13 protein-coding genes are annotated in these 18,609 nt (G+C 74.0%); 10 read left to right on the top strand and 3 right to left on the bottom strand.

Annotated features, from left to right (window positions below):
* The first annotated feature begins 148 nt into the window (after nucleotides 1-148).
* Together ACZ4WZ_RS22585 and ACZ4WZ_RS22580 are read left to right on the top strand one after the other, a co-directional pair.
* Nucleotides 149-859, top strand: a complete 711-nt coding sequence (locus tag ACZ4WZ_RS22585) for a ribonuclease HII (RefSeq protein WP_467892873.1) — start codon at nucleotides 149-151, stop codon at nucleotides 857-859.
* A gap of 38 nt (nucleotides 860-897) precedes the next feature.
* Nucleotides 898-1,584, top strand: a complete 687-nt coding sequence (locus ACZ4WZ_RS22580) for a hypothetical protein (RefSeq protein ID WP_467892872.1) — start codon at nucleotides 898-900, stop codon at nucleotides 1,582-1,584.
* Nucleotides 1,585-1,723: 139 nt separating this feature from the next.
* Here the strand turns inward: ACZ4WZ_RS22580 and ACZ4WZ_RS22575 are convergent, their stop codons facing one another.
* Both ACZ4WZ_RS22575 and ACZ4WZ_RS22570 read right to left on the bottom strand, forming a co-directional pair.
* The gene (locus ACZ4WZ_RS22575) at nucleotides 1,724-2,353 is read right to left on the bottom strand and encodes a hypothetical protein (protein WP_467892871.1); all 630 of its coding nucleotides are present in this window, start codon (nucleotides 2,351-2,353) and stop codon (nucleotides 1,724-1,726) included.
* A 215-nt stretch (nucleotides 2,354-2,568) separates the two neighbouring features.
* On the bottom strand, nucleotides 2,569-4,728 hold the full coding sequence (locus tag ACZ4WZ_RS22570) for a RecQ family ATP-dependent DNA helicase (protein ID WP_467892869.1): 2,160 nt from the start codon (nucleotides 4,726-4,728) through the stop codon (nucleotides 2,569-2,571).
* A 123-nt stretch (nucleotides 4,729-4,851) separates the two neighbouring features.
* On the opposite strand from ACZ4WZ_RS22570, the gene ACZ4WZ_RS22565 reads away from it, so the two are divergent.
* From ACZ4WZ_RS22565 to ACZ4WZ_RS22535, 7 genes are all read left to right on the top strand, one after another.
* A complete protein-coding gene (locus ACZ4WZ_RS22565; protein WP_467892867.1) occupies nucleotides 4,852-6,114 on the top strand; it encodes a DUF4192 domain-containing protein in 1,263 nt (420 codons plus the stop codon).
* 197 nt (nucleotides 6,115-6,311) lie between these two features.
* A complete protein-coding gene (locus ACZ4WZ_RS22560; protein ID WP_467892866.1) occupies nucleotides 6,312-8,519 on the top strand; it encodes a glycogen debranching N-terminal domain-containing protein in 2,208 nt (735 codons plus the stop codon).
* A 117-nt stretch (nucleotides 8,520-8,636) separates the two neighbouring features.
* The gene (locus ACZ4WZ_RS22555; RefSeq protein ID WP_467892865.1) at nucleotides 8,637-9,383 is read left to right on the top strand and encodes an NUDIX hydrolase; all 747 of its coding nucleotides are present in this window, start codon (nucleotides 8,637-8,639) and stop codon (nucleotides 9,381-9,383) included.
* A 164-nt stretch (nucleotides 9,384-9,547) separates the two neighbouring features.
* On the top strand, nucleotides 9,548-11,518 hold the full coding sequence (locus ACZ4WZ_RS22550; protein WP_467892863.1) for an ATP-binding cassette domain-containing protein: 1,971 nt from the start codon (nucleotides 9,548-9,550) through the stop codon (nucleotides 11,516-11,518).
* Nucleotides 11,519-11,665: 147 nt separating this feature from the next.
* Nucleotides 11,666-12,607 carry a FadR/GntR family transcriptional regulator gene (locus tag ACZ4WZ_RS22545; protein ID WP_467892862.1) on the top strand — a complete coding sequence of 314 codons (942 nt, stop codon included), beginning with the start codon at nucleotides 11,666-11,668 and terminating at the stop codon, nucleotides 12,605-12,607.
* 383 nt (nucleotides 12,608-12,990) lie between these two features.
* Nucleotides 12,991-14,556 (top strand): RNA polymerase sigma factor, encoded by a 1,566-nt coding sequence (locus tag ACZ4WZ_RS22540; RefSeq protein WP_467892860.1) that lies wholly within the window; start codon nucleotides 12,991-12,993, stop codon nucleotides 14,554-14,556.
* Between the two features lie 192 nt (nucleotides 14,557-14,748).
* Nucleotides 14,749-15,603 carry a serine protease gene (locus ACZ4WZ_RS22535; RefSeq protein WP_467892858.1) on the top strand — a complete coding sequence of 285 codons (855 nt, stop codon included), beginning with the start codon at nucleotides 14,749-14,751 and terminating at the stop codon, nucleotides 15,601-15,603.
* A 191-nt stretch (nucleotides 15,604-15,794) separates the two neighbouring features.
* Here ACZ4WZ_RS22535 and ACZ4WZ_RS22530 read toward each other — a convergent pair whose 3' ends face one another.
* A complete protein-coding gene (locus tag ACZ4WZ_RS22530) occupies nucleotides 15,795-16,031 on the bottom strand; it encodes a DUF7455 domain-containing protein (RefSeq protein WP_125816943.1) in 237 nt (78 codons plus the stop codon).
* 446 nt (nucleotides 16,032-16,477) lie between these two features.
* Between ACZ4WZ_RS22530 and ACZ4WZ_RS22525 the strand changes: the two genes are divergently transcribed.
* Nucleotides 16,478-18,598, top strand: a complete 2,121-nt coding sequence (locus tag ACZ4WZ_RS22525; RefSeq protein WP_467892856.1) for a DNA gyrase/topoisomerase IV subunit B — start codon at nucleotides 16,478-16,480, stop codon at nucleotides 18,596-18,598.
* Nucleotides 18,599-18,609 lie beyond the last annotated feature (11 nt).

The raw sequence follows: 18,609 nt of genomic DNA, 5'->3' as shown, positions 1-18,609 counted from the left end.
CCCCGCGCGGGCACCTCGCGAAGCCGGCCGAGGGGCCCGGGGCGCAGCCGCGTGCGCGCGCCACGCCGACCCGCGGACGCCCCCGGACGCCGCTTGCCCCGGGCCGGGGTGTGCAGGCGGCGCGGGGCGGCGTAACCTTGCTGGCGCCATGCCGTACGAAGCACCCACCCACACCGTCGAGCGCTCCCTCCGCGCAACCACCGGCGCCAAGGTCATCGCCGGGGTCGACGAGGTCGGACGAGGGGCCTGGGCCGGCCCCGTCACCGTCTGCGCGGCGATCACCGGCCTGCGCCGGCCGCCCGAGGGCCTCACCGACTCCAAACTGCTCACCTCGAAGCGGCGCGACGTGCTGCTCGAGGTCCTGGAGGACTGGGTCACCGCACACGCCCTCGGCCATGCCTCCCCGGAGGAGATCGACGAACTCGGCATGACGGCGGCCCTGCGGCTCGCAGCGGTGCGCGCGCTGGAGGCTCTCCCGGTCCGGCCCGACGCGGTGATCCTCGACGGCAAGCACGATTACCTCGGCCCGCCCTGGCGGGTCCGTACGGTCATCAAGGGTGACCAGTCCTGCGTCGCCGTGGCCGCGGCCTCGGTGATCGCCAAGGTCCGGCGCGACCGGATGATGGCCGAACTCGGCGTACCGGGCGACGGAATCGAGGACTTCGCCTTCGCCGCCAACGCCGGCTACCCCTCGCCCGTGCACCGGGCCGCACTGGAGGTACGCGGGCCCACCGCGTACCACCGGCTCTCGTGGTCCTACCTCGACGCGCTGCCCCAGTGGCGGCACTTGAAGAAGGTGCGCCGCAGCGAGGAAGCGATGGAGCTGGAAAACGGAGGCCAACTCGGCTTCGATTTCTGATCGCACCCACGTGCCACCGACCGGTACGTTTCGTACCGGTGTTTGATAGATATCAACTCCCGCCTCTCACCCCCGCCATCGAGGAGCCTCAGATTCACGAGAGTGCCCAGGGTCCCCGCGTCACGCCGGCCGCGAGCCGCACCGCGCAGACCCCCCGCCCTGTACCTGGTCCGCGTCCCGTAGCCGTTCCCCGGCCCGGGCGCCCCGGTCCCTCTCCCGCGGCGGCGAGCCCCGCGGGTGTCGCCCCCCGGCCCGGTCCGCCCGCGCCCCGCGCGACACAGGCCGCCCCCGGACCCGTTCCCGCAGCCCCCGCCGCGCCGTCCGTCTCGGCGGCGGTCCCGCAGGTCCAGCTGATCCCGGCCTCCGCCGAGGGTGCGCTGGACGCGGCCGAGGAGGCAGTGGACCTGCTGCTCGACACCGGGCGCGCGCCCGGCGAGATCCTGGTGATCACCACCGGCGACCCGCACCCGTGGGCCGCACACGAGCTGTCCTTCGGCGAGGCCTCCTACTGGGCCCAGCACGACGCCGGGGACGACGTCTTCTACGCGGACGCGGCGCACGTGCAGCGCGCCTCCGGCCGCCCCGTCGTGGTCTTCGCGGCCAACGGCGGACCGGCCGGGGCGACCTCCACCGCACTGCCGGTGGCGCTCGCCCGGGCGGGTGCGCTGCTGATCGTGTGCGGCGACGTCGCGCAGATCAACTCCGTGCTGAACGCGAGCGTCTGACGCTCCGTATCCCGTACGGGCGAGGGGCGGGGCGGGCCATGGGGCCGGCCCCGCTGAAGGCCGGCGCCCGGCCGGCCGCTGCCGGCGGTGCCGAGCGGTTTCCGGGGCGCCGCCGCGCCCGAGCCCGCCGACGCGGGCCTCAGCGCGCGGCGGTCCGGCGCAGGGCCTCCGCGGCGCCGCCCACGGTGCTCAGGGTGAGCGGTGCGAGATCGGGGGTCACGGAGCCCAGCGGCTCCGGACGCGAGTCCGAGCCGGGCCGCCGCCCGCCCCGGCCGTCACCCAGCACCTGCCAGCCGCCGCGGGTCAGCGTGATGTACGCGCCGCAGCGCAGCCCGTGCAGAGTGCAGGCGTCACGCAGCCCCCACATCCAGGCACCGTCCTCCTCGGTCCAGCGCTCGTCACCCTCACGGCAGTACATCAGCACCGCCGTCCGGACCGGGGTCCGTCGCCGCAGGTCGTGCGGGATGATCCGGCGCAGCCGCGAGAGCAGCGCGTTGCGGTACTCCCAGCCGTCCGCCGAAACGGACTTCTGCACGAACGAGGCGCTCGCGACGAGCTCTTCCTCGGGGCCCAGCACGGCTATGACGGCCGTGGCCGGAACCGGGCTGTGCCGGGAGTGCAGCCCGCTGACCACCTCGCGCGGATTGCGCAGCAGGGGAACCCCCGCCGCCGTCCACTCGGAGGGCTCGAGCAGTCTGCCGTGCCGGCTCGTGCCACCGGCCGCCGCTGCCAGTGACGTGGTCGAGGACGGGGCGAATCCGAAGGTCACGGTCCTCCCTTCGGGTACACGCCCGCGTACGGGCACGGCTGAGGTGTGGGCGCGCCGCGGCGCGGCCCAGGAGAGTGCCGACGAGCCGAGCGGGAGCACTCCGATTCTCGCGCGGCCCGCGAGGATGGGGCAATGAGCATTTGCGGCCGCGGACCGGAATTCGCCGGTATGCCGCTCATATCCTTGCCCCGCCACACCGGAGATGACGCATTCCGCTACGGCTGGAGGGCGAGCACCAGCGGAAACACCCCTTCGACCCCTGCCCGCCGCAGCAGCCGGGCGGCCACCGCGAGGGTCCATCCGCTCTCCGCGCGATCGTCGACGAGGAACACCGGACCCCGGACCCCGGCAAGGCTGGCCGCCAGGGCTGGCGGGACGGTCAACGCCTGGTGGAGCGCCCGGACCCGCTGGGCGCTGTTCGAGGACGGCAGTCCGAACTCCGGCGCCTGATCGGTGTACTCCAGCGCCCCCAGCAGCGGGAGGCGCCCCACCTCGGCGATGCGCGCGGCCAGGGAACCGACCAGCTGGGGGCGGCTGCGTGAAGGCAGCGCCACCACGCCCACGGGCCGGGCCGGGGCGTCGGCCGCCCCCGAGGCCCAACCGCCGGGCCCCCGGGCCCAGTCGGCGAGCACGGCCACCACGGCCTGTACGACATCGTCCGGAACGGGCTGATCGGCTGCCTGCGGGGCCAGCATGGGGCGCAGCCGGTTGCCCCAGCCGATGTCGGACAGCCTCCCCAGGGCGCGGCCGGTCGAGGACTGTTCCCCGGCCGGGATCCGCCCCTTGAGGTCCACGCCCACCGCCGCGAGCCCGGTCGGCCACATCCTGCGCGGTTCCAGTTCCACGCCGGGACGGCCCAGTTCGCCCCGGGCGGTGTCCAGCGCGGCCCCGGAGACCTCCGCCGTGAAGCGGGCGCCGGCGCAGTTGTCGCAGCGGCCGCAGGGAGCGGCCTCCTCGTCGTCGAGCTGGCGGCGCAGGAACTCCATCCGGCACCCGGTGGTCGCCACGTAGTCCCGCATCGCCTGCTGCTCCGCGGCCCGCTGCCGGGCGACCCAGGCGTAGCGCTCGGCGTCGTACGCCCAGGGCTCGCCGGTGGCGGTCCAGCCGCCCTTGACGCGGTGGACGGCGCCGTCGACGTCGAGCACCTTGAGCATCGTCTCCAGCCGGGTGCGGCGCAGGTCGACCAGCGGCTCCAGAGCCGGCAGCGACAGCGGACGGCCCGCCTGCGCCAGCACGTCCAGGGTGCGGCGGACCTGCTCCTCCGGAGGGAAGGCCACCGAGGCGAAGTACTGCCAGATCGCCTCGTCCTCCCGGCCCGGCAGCAGCAGGACCTCGGCGTGCTCGACACCGCGGCCCGCGCGGCCGACCTGCTGGTAGTAGGCGATGGGGGAGGAGGGCGAACCCAGGTGCACCACGAAGCCCAGGTCGGGCTTGTCGAAGCCCATTCCCAGGGCGGACGTCGCCACCAGGGCCTTGACCCGGTTGGCCTGGAGGTCGCTCTCCGCCTGCTCGCGGTCGGCGTTCTCGGTCTTGCCGGTGTACGAGGAGACCGTGTGTCCGCGGTGGCGCAGGTAGGCGGTGACCTCCTCGGCGGCGGCCACCGTCAGGGTGTAGACGATTCCGGAACCCGGCAGCTCGGCCAGGTGGTCGGCGAGCCAGGCCAGCCGGTGCGCCGCGTCGGGCAGCGTCAGGACGGCCAGGCTGAGGCTCTCGCGGTCCAGCGGGCCGCGCAGCACCAGCGCGTCCGTACCGGCCCCGGTACCCAGCTGCTCCGCGACGTCGGCCGTCACCCGGGCGTTGGCGGTCGCGGTCGTCGCCAGCACGGGAACGCCCGGCGGGAGATCGGCGAGCATCGTGCGCAGCCGGCGGTAGTCGGGACGGAAGTCGTGGCCCCAGTCGGAGATGCAGTGCGCCTCGTCGACCACGAGCAGCCCCGTGGCCGCCGCCAGCTTGGGGAGCACCTGGTCGCGGAAGTCCGGGTTGTTGAGCCGCTCCGGGCTGACCAGCAGGACATCGACCTCGCCCGCCGCCACCTCGGCCTGGATGCCCTCCCACTCCTCGGGGTTGGCGGAGTTGATGGTGCGCGCGTGGATACCGGCCCGGGCGGCGGCCTCGACCTGGTTGCGCATCAGCGCGAGCAGCGGGGAGACGATGACCGTCGGACCGGCGCCGGCGGCCCGCAGCAGGGAGGTGGCCACGAAGTAGACCGCGGACTTGCCCCAGCCCGTGCGCTGGACGACCAGGGCCCGCCGCTTGTGTGCGACGAGGGCCTCGATCGCCCGCCACTGGTCCTCGCGCAGCCGTGCGGTGCCCGTGGGGTCGCCCACGAGGCGGGCGAGTACGGAATCGGCCGAGGACCTCAGGTCTGCGTTCATGCCCCCATGCAACCCGATGCCTCTGACATCGCGCCAATGCGGCCCCGGACCTGTGGATGTTGAATACCGAACGGGTTATCCACAGGGGTTTCCGGTTCGGACCGCGCACGGGACCGTCGACGCATGACGACGAACAGCGAATCACCCAGCCCGTCCGGACGGCCCTCCCTCAGCCCTTCCGGTGCCCCCTCCGAATCCCAGATCACCCTGCGCAGCCCGGCGGAACTGGCCGACGCGCTGCCCTACATGCTCGGCTTCCACCCCACCGACTCCCTCGTCATGGTCACCGTGCACGGCGAGAACGGACGCTTCGGCGGCCGGCTCCGCGTGGGCATCCCCCTCGCCCCCGCGGAATGGGAGGACACCGCCCGGCAGGTCGCCGAATGCCTGATCCGCGGCAGCGAACGGCGCGGCGACAAGCCCGACGGCATCGTGGTCTTCCTCTGCCAGGACCCCCGGGACGGCGAGAGCGGGCAGCGGGTCATGACCCGGCTGCGGCCGCTCGCCCAGCGGCTGCGGATCGCCTGCGGCGCATTGGACGTGCCGGTCCTGGAGGCCCTGTGCCTCTCCGCCGGCCGCTACTGGTCCTACACCTGCGGCGACGACGGATGCTGTCCGGCCGAGGGCAACCCGCTGGCCCCGCCCGGAACCTCGGTGATGGCCGCCGCGGCCACCTTCGCGGGGCTCCAGGTCCGGGGCTCCCTCAAGGAGATCGAAAGCCGGCTGACCCCGCTCGGCGGGACCTGGGCCGTCGAGCAGGAGGAAGCCCTGGAGCGGGCCGCCGCCGCCCTGGTGCCGAGGATCCTCGACGGGGCGACCAGGGAGGAGGTCGGCGCGGAGACCCTCGCCCTGGCCCGGACCCTGATGCGGCGCCTGACCCTCGCCCCGCCCGTGGAGGGCGGCCCCCGCGCCGACGACTGGGACGACGCGCTGCTCGGCCACGACGAGGCCGCCGCCGTGATCCTCGGACTCCAGGACCGGGAGATCCGCGACATCGCCGCCGAGTGGATGGAGGACGAGGAGGCCGCCCCCGCCCTGAGGCTGTGGCGAGCCCTCGCCCGGCGCTGCGTCGGGGCCTACGGGGAACACGCGGCCGCCCCGCTGACCCTGGCCGGCTGGGTCTCGTGGTCCACCGGGGACGAGCCGACCGCCCGGATCGCCTTCGGGCTGGCCCTGCGCGCCGACGCCGAATACCGCTTCGCCCAGCTCCTCCACCACGCCTGCAACGAGGGCATCGACCCCGAGGGGCTGCGGGAGTGCCTGCGCGAGGAGCGCAGGCGCCGCGAACCGGGCCGCAGGAGGCGGGCCGCGGCCACCCGCCCGCCCGGCCGCCGCACCGGACGGCACCGCCGCGCCTCCCGCCGCCCCGAGGGGAGCGGGCAGTGAGCCCCCGTCAGGTCCGTGCGGGGACCCGGCGGCGGGCGGCCGGCGCGGCCCCGCCCCGGAATCACCCCGCCAGGCGCGGGCAGCCGCCACCGGGGCCCGTGACCCGGGCCGGGGTGGGGACGTTCAGGGGGAGGGTGGTGGGGGCCCGGCCGCGCCGCCGCCCCGCAGAACCGGCCGGAGCGCAGACAAGGCGGCACATGGCTCCCTCCGTACCCCGAAGCGGCCCGCCCGGGCCCCCTCCCACCCCGGCGCCCCGTCCACCCGAACCGGCGCCCGGCCACCCGCCGGAGCGCTCGGCCGGCCGTCCGCCGGGGGCCGTCGGGTCGGCGCGGCAGCCCTCGGGGCAGCCGTCCGGCGCTGGTGCGGGCCGGCTCGGGCAGGGGCGGGACGGCGGAGCCGGGCTGCCCGGGCAGGCGTCCGGTGGTGGCAGTGGCAGTGGCAGTGGCGGTGGCGGTGGTGGGCACAGGGCCGAGCTGCCTCCGGTGCACGGGGCGGTCGTCTGCGTCGCCGCCCCCTGCCTGGCCATCTCGCCCGAGCACGGCCAGCTGACCGGGCGGGGGATCGACGGGATCTACCGCTCCGGGCGCCGGCTGCTGTCCCGCTGCGTGCTGCGCGTCGCCGGGCGGGACCCGGTCGCCCTCCACGGCCGCAGCCTCGGCGCCGACCGGGCCGCCTTCACCGCCACCGTCCGCACCGGAATCGAGCCCGGACCGGACCCCGACATCGGGGTGGAACGGGTCCGCCACGCCGACGGCACCGAGCGCATCACCGTGCGCAGCTTCGCCGCCCGCCCGCTGCGCCTGCCCGTCGAGGTCTCCCTCGGCACCGACCTGGCCGACCTGGCCGCGGTGGCCGCGGGGCGCGCCGGGCCGGAGTTCGCCGCCGCGGTGCACGCGGCGGGACTGCGCTGGGGCACCGGCGACGCCCTGGCCGTCACCACCGCCGAACCGGCCCCCGACGACGCCCTCGCCTCGGCCGGGCTCCTGCGCTGGGAACTCGAACTGGGCCCCGGCGAGTCCCGCACCATCGAGCTGCGGACCACCCCCGACCGCCTCACCCGGGCCCCCGCCGGGCAGGTGGCGAACCCGCTGGCCGCGGCCCGCGCCGAGGGGGACGACCCCAGGGCCGACGCCTGGTTCCGCACCAGCGTCGAGGACCTCCGGGCCCTGCTCCTGCGGGACCCCGCGGCACCCGGCGACGCCTTCGCCGCGGCAGGAGTGCCGTGGCGGCTCGGGCTCGCCCCGGCGGAGTCGCTGTGGGCCGCGCGGATGGCACTGCCGCTCGGCACCGGGCTGGCCGCCGCCACACTGCGGACCCTGGCCCGCGCGCAGACCGGGGGACGGGGCCCGGACGCGGGGAAGATCCCGGGTCCGTTGCGGGCCGCCGGGCCGCAGCTGCCGCCCGGGTGCACCGGGACCGAAGCCACCCTCGGCTTCCCGGCGGTGCTCGCGGAGGCCCGGCGCTGGGGCCTGCCCGAGGAGGACGTGGCCCGGCTGCTGCCCGTCGCGGAGCGCTGCCTGGACTGGCTGCGCGGGTCGCTGGGGGAGGACGGCTTCCTGGCCGATCCCGATCCGGGGCCGCGGCGCTGCGAGACCCAGGCCCACGCCCACCGGGCCGCGCTCCTCGGCGCCGATCTGCTGGACGGGTGCGGTCGCGACGGAGCGGGGGAGTGGCGGGAGTGGGCGGCCGCGCTGCGGGAGAGGTTCCGGGACCGGTTCTGGATCGACGGCCCGGACGGGGGCCGCCCCGCCGCCGCCCTGCACCCGGACGGCCGGCCGCTGCCCCGGCTGACCGGAGCCGCCGCGCACCTGCTGGACACGGGCCTGCTCGGCGGGGGCCGGCTCGCCCCCGGGCTGCTGGACGCCGTCCGTACCGAACAGCTCGCCCGGCTGCTCGGAGCCCCCGCCATGGACTCGGGGTGGGGGCTGCGGAGCATGGCCGCCAGGGAGCCGGGGCACAACCCCTTCGGCCACCGGTCCGGAGCGGTCCGGGCGCACGAGAGCGCCCTCGCGGTGGCCGGGCTGGCCCAGGGGGGCTTCGAGAAGGAGGCCGCCGGTCTGCTGCGGGGCCTGCTCGACGCGGCCGAGGCCTTCGGATACCGGCTGCCGGAGATGTACGCCGCCGAGCAGCGCACAGCGGGCAGCGCCCCGCTGCCGCATCCCGCGGCCTGCCGGCCGGCCGCGGTGGCCGCCGCCGCCGGGATCCACGCGCTCACCGCCCTCGCCGGCATCCGCCCGGACGCCCCGGCGGGCACCGTCGCCGTGGCCCCCCGGGCGGGCGCCCCGCTCGGCGCCCTGCGCCTCTCCGGCCTGCGGGTGGCGGGGGAGCCCTTCACCGTCCGAGTGAGCCGCCTCGGCGTCGGCATGGTGGAGGAGGCCGCCGATGGACTGCAACTGGGAGGCTGAGACGACGGCCGGGAGGTGGTGCCGCGCGCTCGGGAGGATCCGGTCCGGGCTCCGGATCGCCGCTCTCGGGATCACCAAAGGACTGTTTATCGTCAAGCAGACGACTATGATCGCGGCATGTCTCCCTACGACCCGTCGGCCTTTCCGCCCTTCGCCGTCACCGTCGATCTGGTCGTGCTCACCGTGCGGCGCCACGCGCTCTGCGCGCTGGTCGTCCGACGGGGTGAGCAGCCGTTCCAGGGGCGCTGGGCGCTGCCCGGCGGCTTCGTGCGCGGGGACGAGGACCTGGCCGGTGCCGCGGCCAGGGAACTCTCCGAGGAGACCGGGCTCTGCGCGCACGACCCGGCCGCGCCCGGCGTGGACAACGGCGCGCACCTCGAGCAGCTCGCCACCTACGGGGACCCGCAGCGCGACCCCCGGATGCGGGTGGTCAGCGTGGCGCACCTGGTCCTCGCCCCGGACCTGCCCGCCCCGAGGGCCGGCGGCGACGCGAACAGCGCCCGCTGGGCTCCCGTCGACGAACTCCTGGAAGGCCCGGACCGGGCCTCCGCCGGGCTCGCCTTCGACCACGCGACGATCCTCGCCGACGGCGTCGAGCGGGCCCGCTCGAAGATCGAGTACTCCTCCCTGGCCACCGCCTTCTGCCCGCCCGAGTTCACCGTGGGTGAGCTGCGGCGGGTGTACGAGGCCGTGTGGGGCGTGGCGCTCGACCCGCGCAACTTCCACCGCAAGGTCACCGGGACCCCCGGCTTCCTGGTGCCCGCCGGGGGGACGACGACCCGTCAGGGCGGACGGCCCGCCCAGCTCTTCAGGGCCGGCGGCGCGACCTTGCTCAACCCGCCCATGCTGCGCCCCGAGGTCTGATCGGACGGAGCCGCGCCGACGGCGCCCTCCGCCGTCCGGGGGGCTGCCGGCAGTCATATCGGCAAGGACTCGGACCGGTTGCGTACAAAATCGGACATATCGCGTTATCTTGCTTGCGGTACTCACGCTGCCGCAGAGCGGTCTCACACCCCGCGAGAGAAGCGATGCTCCAGGCCATCGGACTCACCAGCACACCCCGTCGAGATCTCCCGCCCCTCGTGGACGACCTCACCTTCGAGGCCCGCCCGGGGTGCGTGACCGCCCTGCTCGGAGAGCCGGGTTCGGGCAAGACCACCGCACTGCGGCTCATGCTCGAACTCGAACCGGGCCGCGGCGTCACCTACTTCCGCGGCCGCCCGCTGCACCGGATCCCGCATCCCGCCCGCGAGGTCGGGGTCCTCCTCGGCGATGTCCCCGGACACCCGTCGCGGACGGTCCGCAGCCAGCTGCGGATGCTCTGCGCCGCCGTCGGCGTACCGGCCTCCCGCGCCGACACCATGATGGAGGTCGTCGGCATCGGCGGCCTGCGCGACCAGCGGCTCGGCTCCCTCTCGGCCGGCATGGACCGCCGGGTCGGGCTGGCCGCGGCCATGCTCGCCGACCCCTGCACCCTGATCCTCGACGAGCCCGCGGCGGGGCTGGCCCCCCGGGACCGGGCCTGGCTGTACGGCCTGCTGCGCGGCCACGCCTCCCTGGGCGGAGCCGTGCTCTTCACCACCGGCGACGCGAAGGAAGCCGCCCGCAGCGCGGACCGGGTCGTCTCCATCGCCGCGGGCCGGCTCGTCGCCGACCAGGACGCCGCGGACTTCGCGCGCACCAGGCTGCGGCCCCGGGTCGCCGTGCGCACCCCGCACGCCGCCCGGCTGGCCGACGTACTGGGCCGCGAGGCCAGAGCCGCGCACCGGGTGGTCGAGATCGTCGAGGAGAGCGGCAGCCGGCTCTCGGTCTACGGAAGCAACTGCGCCGAGGTGGGTGAGGCCGCGTTCCGGCACGGCGTACTGGTCCACCAGCTCGCCGACGAGACCGGCGACACCGGAGCGCCCGTCCCGCCCGTACCGCAGGCCCGCACCGGAGCCGGCTCCGGCGCACGGGTGGAAGCCCGCGCGGAGGCACGGGTGGAAGCCGCCGCCCAGGTCCGCACCGGACCGGGCGTCCCCGCGGCCGGGGGTGGCGCCGGCGTCCACCGCGAACCCGGCGCCGGTACGGGCCCCGCCGGAGGGGCCCGTACCGAACCGCCCGCCCAAACCCCGCCCGCTCCCGGCCCGGCCGTCCCCGCCCACCCGTCCGCCGGGCGTGCGCGCTCTCTCGCCGGGAGCGCCCGGCACGCCCGTCCCGCGCGCCCGGCCCCGCCGGTGCGCCGGGTGGGCGGCCCGCTGCGACCGCTGCGCTACGAGCTGCGCCGCGTCTTCGGCACCGCCACCCCCTTCCTCACGGCCGCCCTGGTCGTCGCCGTCTCCGCCGCCACCGCCCTCGTGCTGGCCCGCACCGGCCACACCCCGCTCAACCGGGTCCTCGCCGCCTGGCCGCAGCCCTTCCCGCTGCCCTGGGCCGCGCTCGGCGCCGGACTGCTGGGCGCCCTGGCCTTCGGCGAGGAGTACCGCTACCCCGCCCTCGCGGCCGACCGCGGCACCGTGCCGCGCCGGTTGGGGCTGCTCACGGCCAAGCTCGGGGTGTGCGCCGCCCTCGCCCTCCTGCTCGGAGCCCTCGTGGTCACCGCCGACGCCGCGGCGGTGCGCCTCGTCTTCGGTACGGCACCGCTGCGGGCACCGGCCGACTGGCCCGCCGCTGCCGCGAGTTGGGCCGGGCTGCTGGTCGGCTGCGCCTGGGCCGGGGTGCTCGCCTCCGGGGCCTTCCGGTCCTCCCTCGCGGGCATGGCCGCCGTGATCGCCGTACCGGTGGCGGTCGTGCCGCTGGTGCGCAGAGCCCTGGAGGGGCAGTCCGCGTACCCGGCGGGCGGGGTGGCCTCCCGGCTGCGGGCCCTGGCCTCCGCGCCCTGGCCCGCGGAGGCGGACCGCTTCGTGCTGGGGGCCCTTCGGGTGATGGCCCAACCCGTCGGCACCGCGCTGGTGTTGTCGTTGATGGTCCTGTTGTGCGCCTATGGGTTCACAGGACTGCGCGCCCGAGTCCGATGGTGATCGTTCCGATGCGGGAGGCGACTGCCCGGTGACCGGAGAAGACCGCTTCGCGCGAAATCACGCGAAGCGGACCGCAACTCCCCGCAAAAGGCCCGGTTCCTTACGATAAGTCGTCAATTGCGTAGGTGGCACCGATCACCCTTTCGTGTGCTTTTCACCAAAGACCTCAAGGGTCGTGGAGGCACGGCCGACAAAGGATTCGTGAGTACCCTTGCGCACACCATGATGACCGCCGCCCGCCATGCCGACACCGGCCTCGCCGGCCCGGGCGACCTCGACCGCTACCCCTACGCGGAGGCCGCCGGCTCCGACCGGGTCGCGCCACCCCACTGGGACGGCGGCGACGTCGAGTTGAGCCGCGTCGGCCGCCGGGCGGCCGGCAGTCGCGGCCGCGGGCTCCACGGCCAACTCGTCCAGCAGCTCGGCCAGATGATCGTCTCCGGCGACCTCGGCGCGGACCGGCCCCTGGTCCCGGAGGAGATCGGCCAGCGCTTCGAGGTCTCCCGCACCGTCGTCCGCGAATCGCTGCGGGTCCTGGAGGCCAAGGGCCTCGTCAGCGCCCGGCCCAACGTGGGCACCCGGGTCCGGCCGGTCGCCGACTGGAACCTCCTTGATCCCGACATCATCGAGTGGCGCGCCTTCGGCCCCCAGCGCGACGACCAGCGCCGCGAGCTCAACGAGCTCCGCTGGACGATCGAGCCGCTGGCCGCCCGCCTCGCCGCCGGCCACGACCGCCCCGACATCCAGCAGCGCCTCTCCGACATGGTCGAGATCATGGGCCACGCCCTCGGGCAGGGAGACGCGATCACCTTCGCGCGCGCCGACAACGAGTTCCACGCCCTCCTGATCCAGATCGCCGGCAACCGCATGCTGGAGCACCTCTCGGGCATCGTCTCCGCCGCCCTCCAGGTCTCCGGCAGCCCCGTGACCTCCTGCGACCGCCCCAGCGAAACCTGCGTGGCGCACCACGCGCGCATGGTCGAGGCGCTGGCCTCCGGCGACAGCTTGGGTGCCGAGAACGCCATGCGCCAGCTCCTGACGGTGCACCCGGAGGTAGAGCGCGTGGTCCCCGCACCGCGCGAGCACTGACGCTCCGACGCACGGGGGCGTGGGAGCGCACCACCGGTCGCCGGGTCCTTCGGGCCCGGCGACATCGGCGTGCGCGGCTCCCCGCGCGGCCCCCCGGGCCGGGCCGTACGGGTGCGCGACCGGCACGGGTGGGCGCACGCCGTGTGACGCAGCCCACGGAGGGGTGTACTCGGGACACGAAGATTGGGCGTAACGCTCCGCGACGTCACGCGATGAACTAAGAGGTGATGGCCGACGGAGGGAAGACAGCAGCCCTTGGGGATGCTGTGCAGCTCCCCGGCCCCTGCCCGCGCCCCCGGCCCATCCCCAGTCGGTGGTCGTCGGCTCCGGTCCAGCACCACGCCGGGGTCGGAAGCCGTTCCCATCGTTCCGAGAGGTTGTTCGTGTCGGCCAGCACATCCCGTACGCTCCCGCCGGAGATCGCCGATTCCGAGTCTGTGATGGCGCTCATCGAGCGGGGCAAGGCCGAGGGGCAGATCGCCGGCGATGACGTGCGTCGGGCCTTCGAGGCTGACCAGATTCCAGCGACCCAGTGGAAGAATGTTCTGCGCAGCCTCAACCAGATCCTCGAGGAAGAGGGTGTGACGCTGATGGTCAGTGCCGCGGAGTCGCCCAAGCGCACCCCCCGCAAGAGCGTCGCAGCGAAGACTCCCGCGAAGCGGACGACGACGAAGACCGTCGCGGCCAAGACGGCGGCCGCCCCGGCAGCGGCCGACGCCGTCGCGGAGCCGGGGACGACGGACCCCGACACCGCCGACGCGCTCGCCGGGGAGCCCGCGGCCGAGCCCGCCGCGAAGAAGACGGCGGCGAAGAAGACCGCCGCCAAGAAGGCCACCGCAAAGAAGACCGCCGCGAAGAAGACGGCGGCGAAGAAGACCGCCGCCAAGACCGCCGACGAGGGCGAAGAGGAGACCCTGGAAGAGGGTCCCGAGGCCGTGAAGGCGGAGGCCGAGGAAGAGGAGGAGGGCGGCGAGAACAAGGGCTTCGTCATCTCCGACGACGAGGACGACGCCCCCGCCCAGCAGGTCGTCGTGGCCGGTGCCACCGCCGACCCCGTCAAGGACTACCTCAAGCAGATCGGCAAGGTCCCCCTCCTCAACGCCGAGCAGGAGGTCGAGCTCGCCAAGCGGATCGAGGCGGGCCTGTTCGCCGAGGACAAGCTGGCGAACTCCGACAAGCTGGCCCCCAAGCTCAAGCGCGAGCTGGAGATCATCGCCGAGGACGGCCGCCGCGCCAAGAACCACCTGCTGGAGGCCAACCTCCGCCTCGTCGTCTCCCTGGCCAAGCGCTACACCGGCCGCGGCATGCTCTTCCTCGACCTGATCCAGGAAGGCAACCTGGGCCTCATCCGCGCGGTCGAGAAGTTCGACTACACCAAGGGCTACAAGTTCTCCACGTACGCCACCTGGTGGATCCGGCAGGCGATCACCCGGGCCATGGCCGACCAGGCCCGCACCATCCGCATCCCGGTGCACATGGTCGAAGTGATCAACAAGCTCGCCCGCGTGCAGCGCCAGATGCTCCAGGACCTGGGCCGCGAGCCCACCCCGGAGGAGCTCGCCAAGGAACTCGACATGACCCCCGAGAAGGTCATCGAGGTCCAGAAGTACGGCCGCGAGCCGATCTCCCTGCACACCCCGCTCGGCGAGGACGGCGACAGCGAGTTCGGTGACCTCATCGAGGACTCCGAGGCGGTCGTCCCGGCCGACGCCGTGAGCTTCACGCTCCTGCAGGAGCAGCTCCACTCGGTCCTCGACACGCTGAGCGAGCGCGAGGCCGGCGTGGTCTCGATGCGCTTCGGACTGACCGACGGGCAGCCCAAGACCCTCGACGAGATCGGCAAGGTCTACGGGGTCACCCGCGAGCGCATCCGCCAGATCGAGTCGAAGACGATGTCGAAGCTGCGCCACCCGTCGCGTTCGCAGGTGCTGCGCGACTACCTGGACTGAGCCGGGCCGAGGGCCGGCCGGGGGCGGGCGCGGCCCCGGGCCCGGCCGGATCCCGGGCTGCCGTCGAGCGGGCTTCGGCGTGCCCTCGACCGCATCGGCGGGCCTCCGGCACCGCACGGGGCAGCGGGTGCGCATGTTCCCGGGTCATCCCACTCTGGGTGTATTCGAGCACACTCAGAGTCAGGAGGCCTCATGCGTCGTCCCTTCGCCCGTGTCCTGGTGGGCGCTCTGACCCTCGTGGCGGGAGCGGCCGCGGCGCCGCTGGCCCAGGCGCCCAGGGTGGCCGCGGACAGCGTCGTCATAGGCGGGAGCCCGGTACGGGTCGCCGACAGTCCGTGGGTGGTGGCCCTCGCCAGCCGTGACCGGTTCGGGGGTATCCGGGACGGGCAGTTCTGCGGGGGTGTCGTCGTGGCACCCACCACGGTGGTGACGGCGGCGCACTGCCTCGGCCGCCAGGTACTGGGCGGGCCGGTCGAATCCGTCGCCGACTTCCGCGTGATCACCGGACGTACGGAGCTCCGCGCGCCCGAGGGCCGCGAGATCGCGGTGCTGGAGGCCCGGGTGAACCCGGCCTACGACCCCGGGACCAACGCCGGGGACCTCGCCGTGCTGGAGCTGGCCGAGGCGGTGCCGGCGGACCATGTCCTGCCCATGGCCGGGGCCGGCCACCCCGCCTACGGAGCGGGCACCGAGGCGGCGGTGTACGGGTGGGGCGACACCAGCGGCTTCGGCGACTACGCGTACGGACTGCGGGCGGCACGGGTCACCGTACTGGCGGACGACGTCTGCCGTCGGGCGTACCCAGGGGACTCGGACGGGCGCTACCAGGAGGACTCCATGGTGTGCGCGGGCGACCGCTCCGGCGGGAAGGACGCCTGCCAGGGTGACAGCGGCGGGCCGCTGGTGGCCCAGGGGCGGCTCATCGGGGTGGTGTCCTGGGGCCGGGGCTGCGGGCGCGCGGACAGTCCGGGGGTGTACACCCGGATCGCCCCGTTGGTCGGCTTCGTGAGCGGCCCGCAGGGGGGCGTACGGCCGGGCGGGCTCTAGGAACACCACCCGAGGCCGGGGAGGGGCTCCAGGCGGCCCGTACGGCCCCTGAAGGGGTGCGTGGGCCGGAAGCCGCGGAGTCCGGGCGGCTCCGGACATGAGGACGGGCGGCCATCCCTGGGTCTCAGAGATGCCGCCCGTCGACCGGCCTGGCCGGTCCTGGCTCGTCGGATGCGAGGTTCAGGCTTGTGTCAGCGGTCCTCGTCGGCCGCGCTTGCGGCGGCCGGAGCGGACGTAAGCCGCTCGGTCTCATCCTGTATTTCCGCGGCGATCTTCTTGAGTTCCGGCTCGAACTTACGCCCGTGGTGGGCGCAGAAGAGCAGTTCACCACCGCTCAGGAGGACGACGCGCAGATATGCCTGGGCGCCGCAACGGTCGCATCGGTCAGCGGCCGTCAGCGGGGTCGCGGGTGTCAGAACAGTAGTCACGTCGCCTCTTCTCTAGCTCGACGAGCTGTCGTACCAGGGTCAACATCCAACCAGGCCGAAAACGTTCCCGCTCGCGGCTTTTCCTCGAAACTTCCTTCCGAAGCTGGCCGGCTGCTGCCGGTTGGCGGCGAAGGAGCCGTATTGCGTTGCTTTACGGTTTCGCGTTGTCAGTCGTTCGCTTGTAGCAGTTCTCGTCCTCCCGGCGTGAGTGCCGGTTGTGCATGAGGACGTGCCCGAACCCTAAATGGTTCATGCGTCGAAGGGAACGTGATGTTTGCTTCACCCCCCGGGGGGATCGAACATCCGTGCGGATCTGGACTACGCTGTGGAAGCCACGAGGGTGGCGTTGCATCGGCTCTACCAGGCCTCGGTACCCTTCGACCGGCGACCGAGCCATCCCTGCGCCCGACCGGGCCAGAAAAGAAATTCAGCGAGGAGCGAACTGCGTGACCGCCGACACGTCCGTGCCTTCCAGCGCGCTGCTGTCCGGAGCAGACCGGGACGGCTCCAACTACACCGCGCGGCACCTGCTCGTCCTCGAAGGCCTCGAGGCCGTCCGCAAGCGCCCTGGTATGTATATCGGCTCCACCGACAGCCGAGGCCTGATGCACTGCCTCTGGGAGATCATCGACAATTCCGTCGACGAGGCCCTGGGCGGCTACTGCGACCACATCGAGGTGATCCTGCACGACGACGCCTCCGTCGAGGTCCGCGACAACGGCCGCGGCATCCCGGTCGACGTCGAGCCCAAGACCGGCCTGTCCGGGGTCGAGGTCGTCATGACCAAGCTGCACGCCGGCGGCAAGTTCGGCGGGGGCTCGTACGCGGCCTCCGGCGGTCTGCACGGCGTCGGCGCCTCCGTGGTCAACGCCCTGTCGTCCCGCCTGGACGTCGAGGTCGACCGGGGCAGCTCCACCCACGCCATCAGCTTCCGCCGAGGCGTCCCCGGCCTCTTCGCGGACCAGGGCCCCGACAGCGCCTTCGACCCCGCGAGCGGGCTGCGCAAGGTCAAGCGGATCCCCAAGGGCAGGACGGGCACCCGGGTCCGCTACTGGGCCGACCGCCAGATCTTCCTCAAGGACGCCCGGCTCTCCCTGGAGAACCTCTACCAGCGCGCCCGCCAGACCGCCTTCCTCGTGCCCGGCCTGACCATCGTCGTCCGCGACGAGCGGGGCCTCGACGGCGCGGGCAAGACCGAGGAGACCTTCCGCTTCGACGGGGGCATCAGCGAGTTCTGCGACTACCTCGCCCCGGACAAGGCCGTCTGCGACGTCCTGCGCCTGACCGGCTCGGGCACCTTCAAGGAGACCGTCCCGGTCCTCGACGACCGCGGCCACATGACCCCCACCGAGGTCACCCGCGAGCTCGGCGTGGACATCGCCCTGCGCTGGGGCACGGGGTACGAGACCGGCGTCAAGTCCTTCGTGAACATCATCGCCACCCCCAAGGGCGGCACCCACGTCTCCGGATTCGAGCGCTCGGTCACCAAGACCGTGAACGAGGTGCTGCGCTCCGCGAAGCTGCTGCGCGTCGCCGAGGACGACGTGGTCAAGGACGACGCCATGGAGGGCATGACGGCGGTCGTCACCGTCCGGCTCGCCGAGCCGCAGTTCGAGGGCCAGACCAAGGAGGTGCTCGGCACCTCCGCGGCCACCCGGATCGTCGCCGCCGTCGTCGCCAAGGAGCTCAAGGCCTTCCTGACCTCCACCAAGCGTGACGACAAGCAGCAGGCGCGCGCCGTGATGGAGAAGATCGTCGCGGCCGCCCGGACCCGGATCGCGGCCCGCCAGCACAAGGAGGCGCAGCGCCGCAAGACCGCGCTGGAGTCCTCCTCGCTGCCCGCCAAGCTGGCCGACTGCCGCAGCGACGACGTGGAACGCAGCGAGCTCTTCATCGTCGAGGGCGATTCCGCGCTCGGTACGGCCAAGCTCGCGCGGAACTCCGAGTTCCAGGCGCTGCTGCCGATCCGGGGCAAGATCCTCAACGTCCAGAAGTCCTCGGTCTCGGACATGCTCAAGAACGCCGAGTGCGGAGCGATCATCCAGGTCATAGGAGCCGGCTCCGGCCGCACCTTCGACATCGACGCCGCCCGCTACGGGAAGATCGTCCTCCTCGTCGACGCCGACGTGGACGGCGCGCACATCCGCTGCCTGCTGCTCACGCTCTTCCAGCGGTACATGCGCCCGATGGTCGAGGCGGGCCGGGTCTTCGCGGCCGTGCCCCCGCTGCACCGGATCGAGCTCGTCCAGCCCAAGAAGGGCCAGGACAAGTACGTCTACACGTATTCGGACAACGAGCTGCGCCAGACCCTGCTGGAGTACCAGCGCAAGAACATCCGGTACAAGGACGCCATCCAGCGCTACAAGGGCCTCGGCGAGATGGACGCGGACCAGCTGGCGGAGACCACCATGGACCCCCGCCACCGCACCCTGCGGCGCATCAACATCGGCGACCTGGACTCCGCCGAGCAGGTCTTCGACCTGCTCATGGGCAACGAGGTGGCCCCGCGCAAGGAGTTCATCACCGGCTCCGCGGCGACCCTGGACCGCTCGCGCATCGACGCCTGACCCGGGCGCGG

It is taken from the genome of Streptomyces sp. NPDC029122 (assembly GCF_055569445.1).
This window is presented reverse-complemented; position numbering and strand designations above follow the sequence as displayed.

Excerpts from the sequence above, each read along its gene's own strand:
- ACZ4WZ_RS22585 (WP_467892873.1), top strand. The coding sequence starts at position 149 with ATGCCGTACGAAGCACCCACCCACACCGTCGAGCGCTCCCTCCGCGCA.
- ACZ4WZ_RS22570 (WP_467892869.1), bottom strand. The coding sequence starts at position 4,728 with ATGAACGCAGACCTGAGGTCCTCGGCCGATTCCGTACTCGCCCGCCTC.
- ACZ4WZ_RS22565 (WP_467892867.1), top strand. The coding sequence starts at position 4,852 with ATGACGACGAACAGCGAATCACCCAGCCCGTCCGGACGGCCCTCCCTC.
- ACZ4WZ_RS22560 (WP_467892866.1), top strand. The coding sequence starts at position 6,312 with ATGGCTCCCTCCGTACCCCGAAGCGGCCCGCCCGGGCCCCCTCCCACC.
- ACZ4WZ_RS22555 (WP_467892865.1), top strand. The coding sequence starts at position 8,637 with ATGTCTCCCTACGACCCGTCGGCCTTTCCGCCCTTCGCCGTCACCGTC.
- ACZ4WZ_RS22550 (WP_467892863.1), top strand. The coding sequence starts at position 9,548 with ATGCTCCAGGCCATCGGACTCACCAGCACACCCCGTCGAGATCTCCCG.
- ACZ4WZ_RS22535 (WP_467892858.1), top strand. The coding sequence starts at position 14,749 with ATGCGTCGTCCCTTCGCCCGTGTCCTGGTGGGCGCTCTGACCCTCGTG.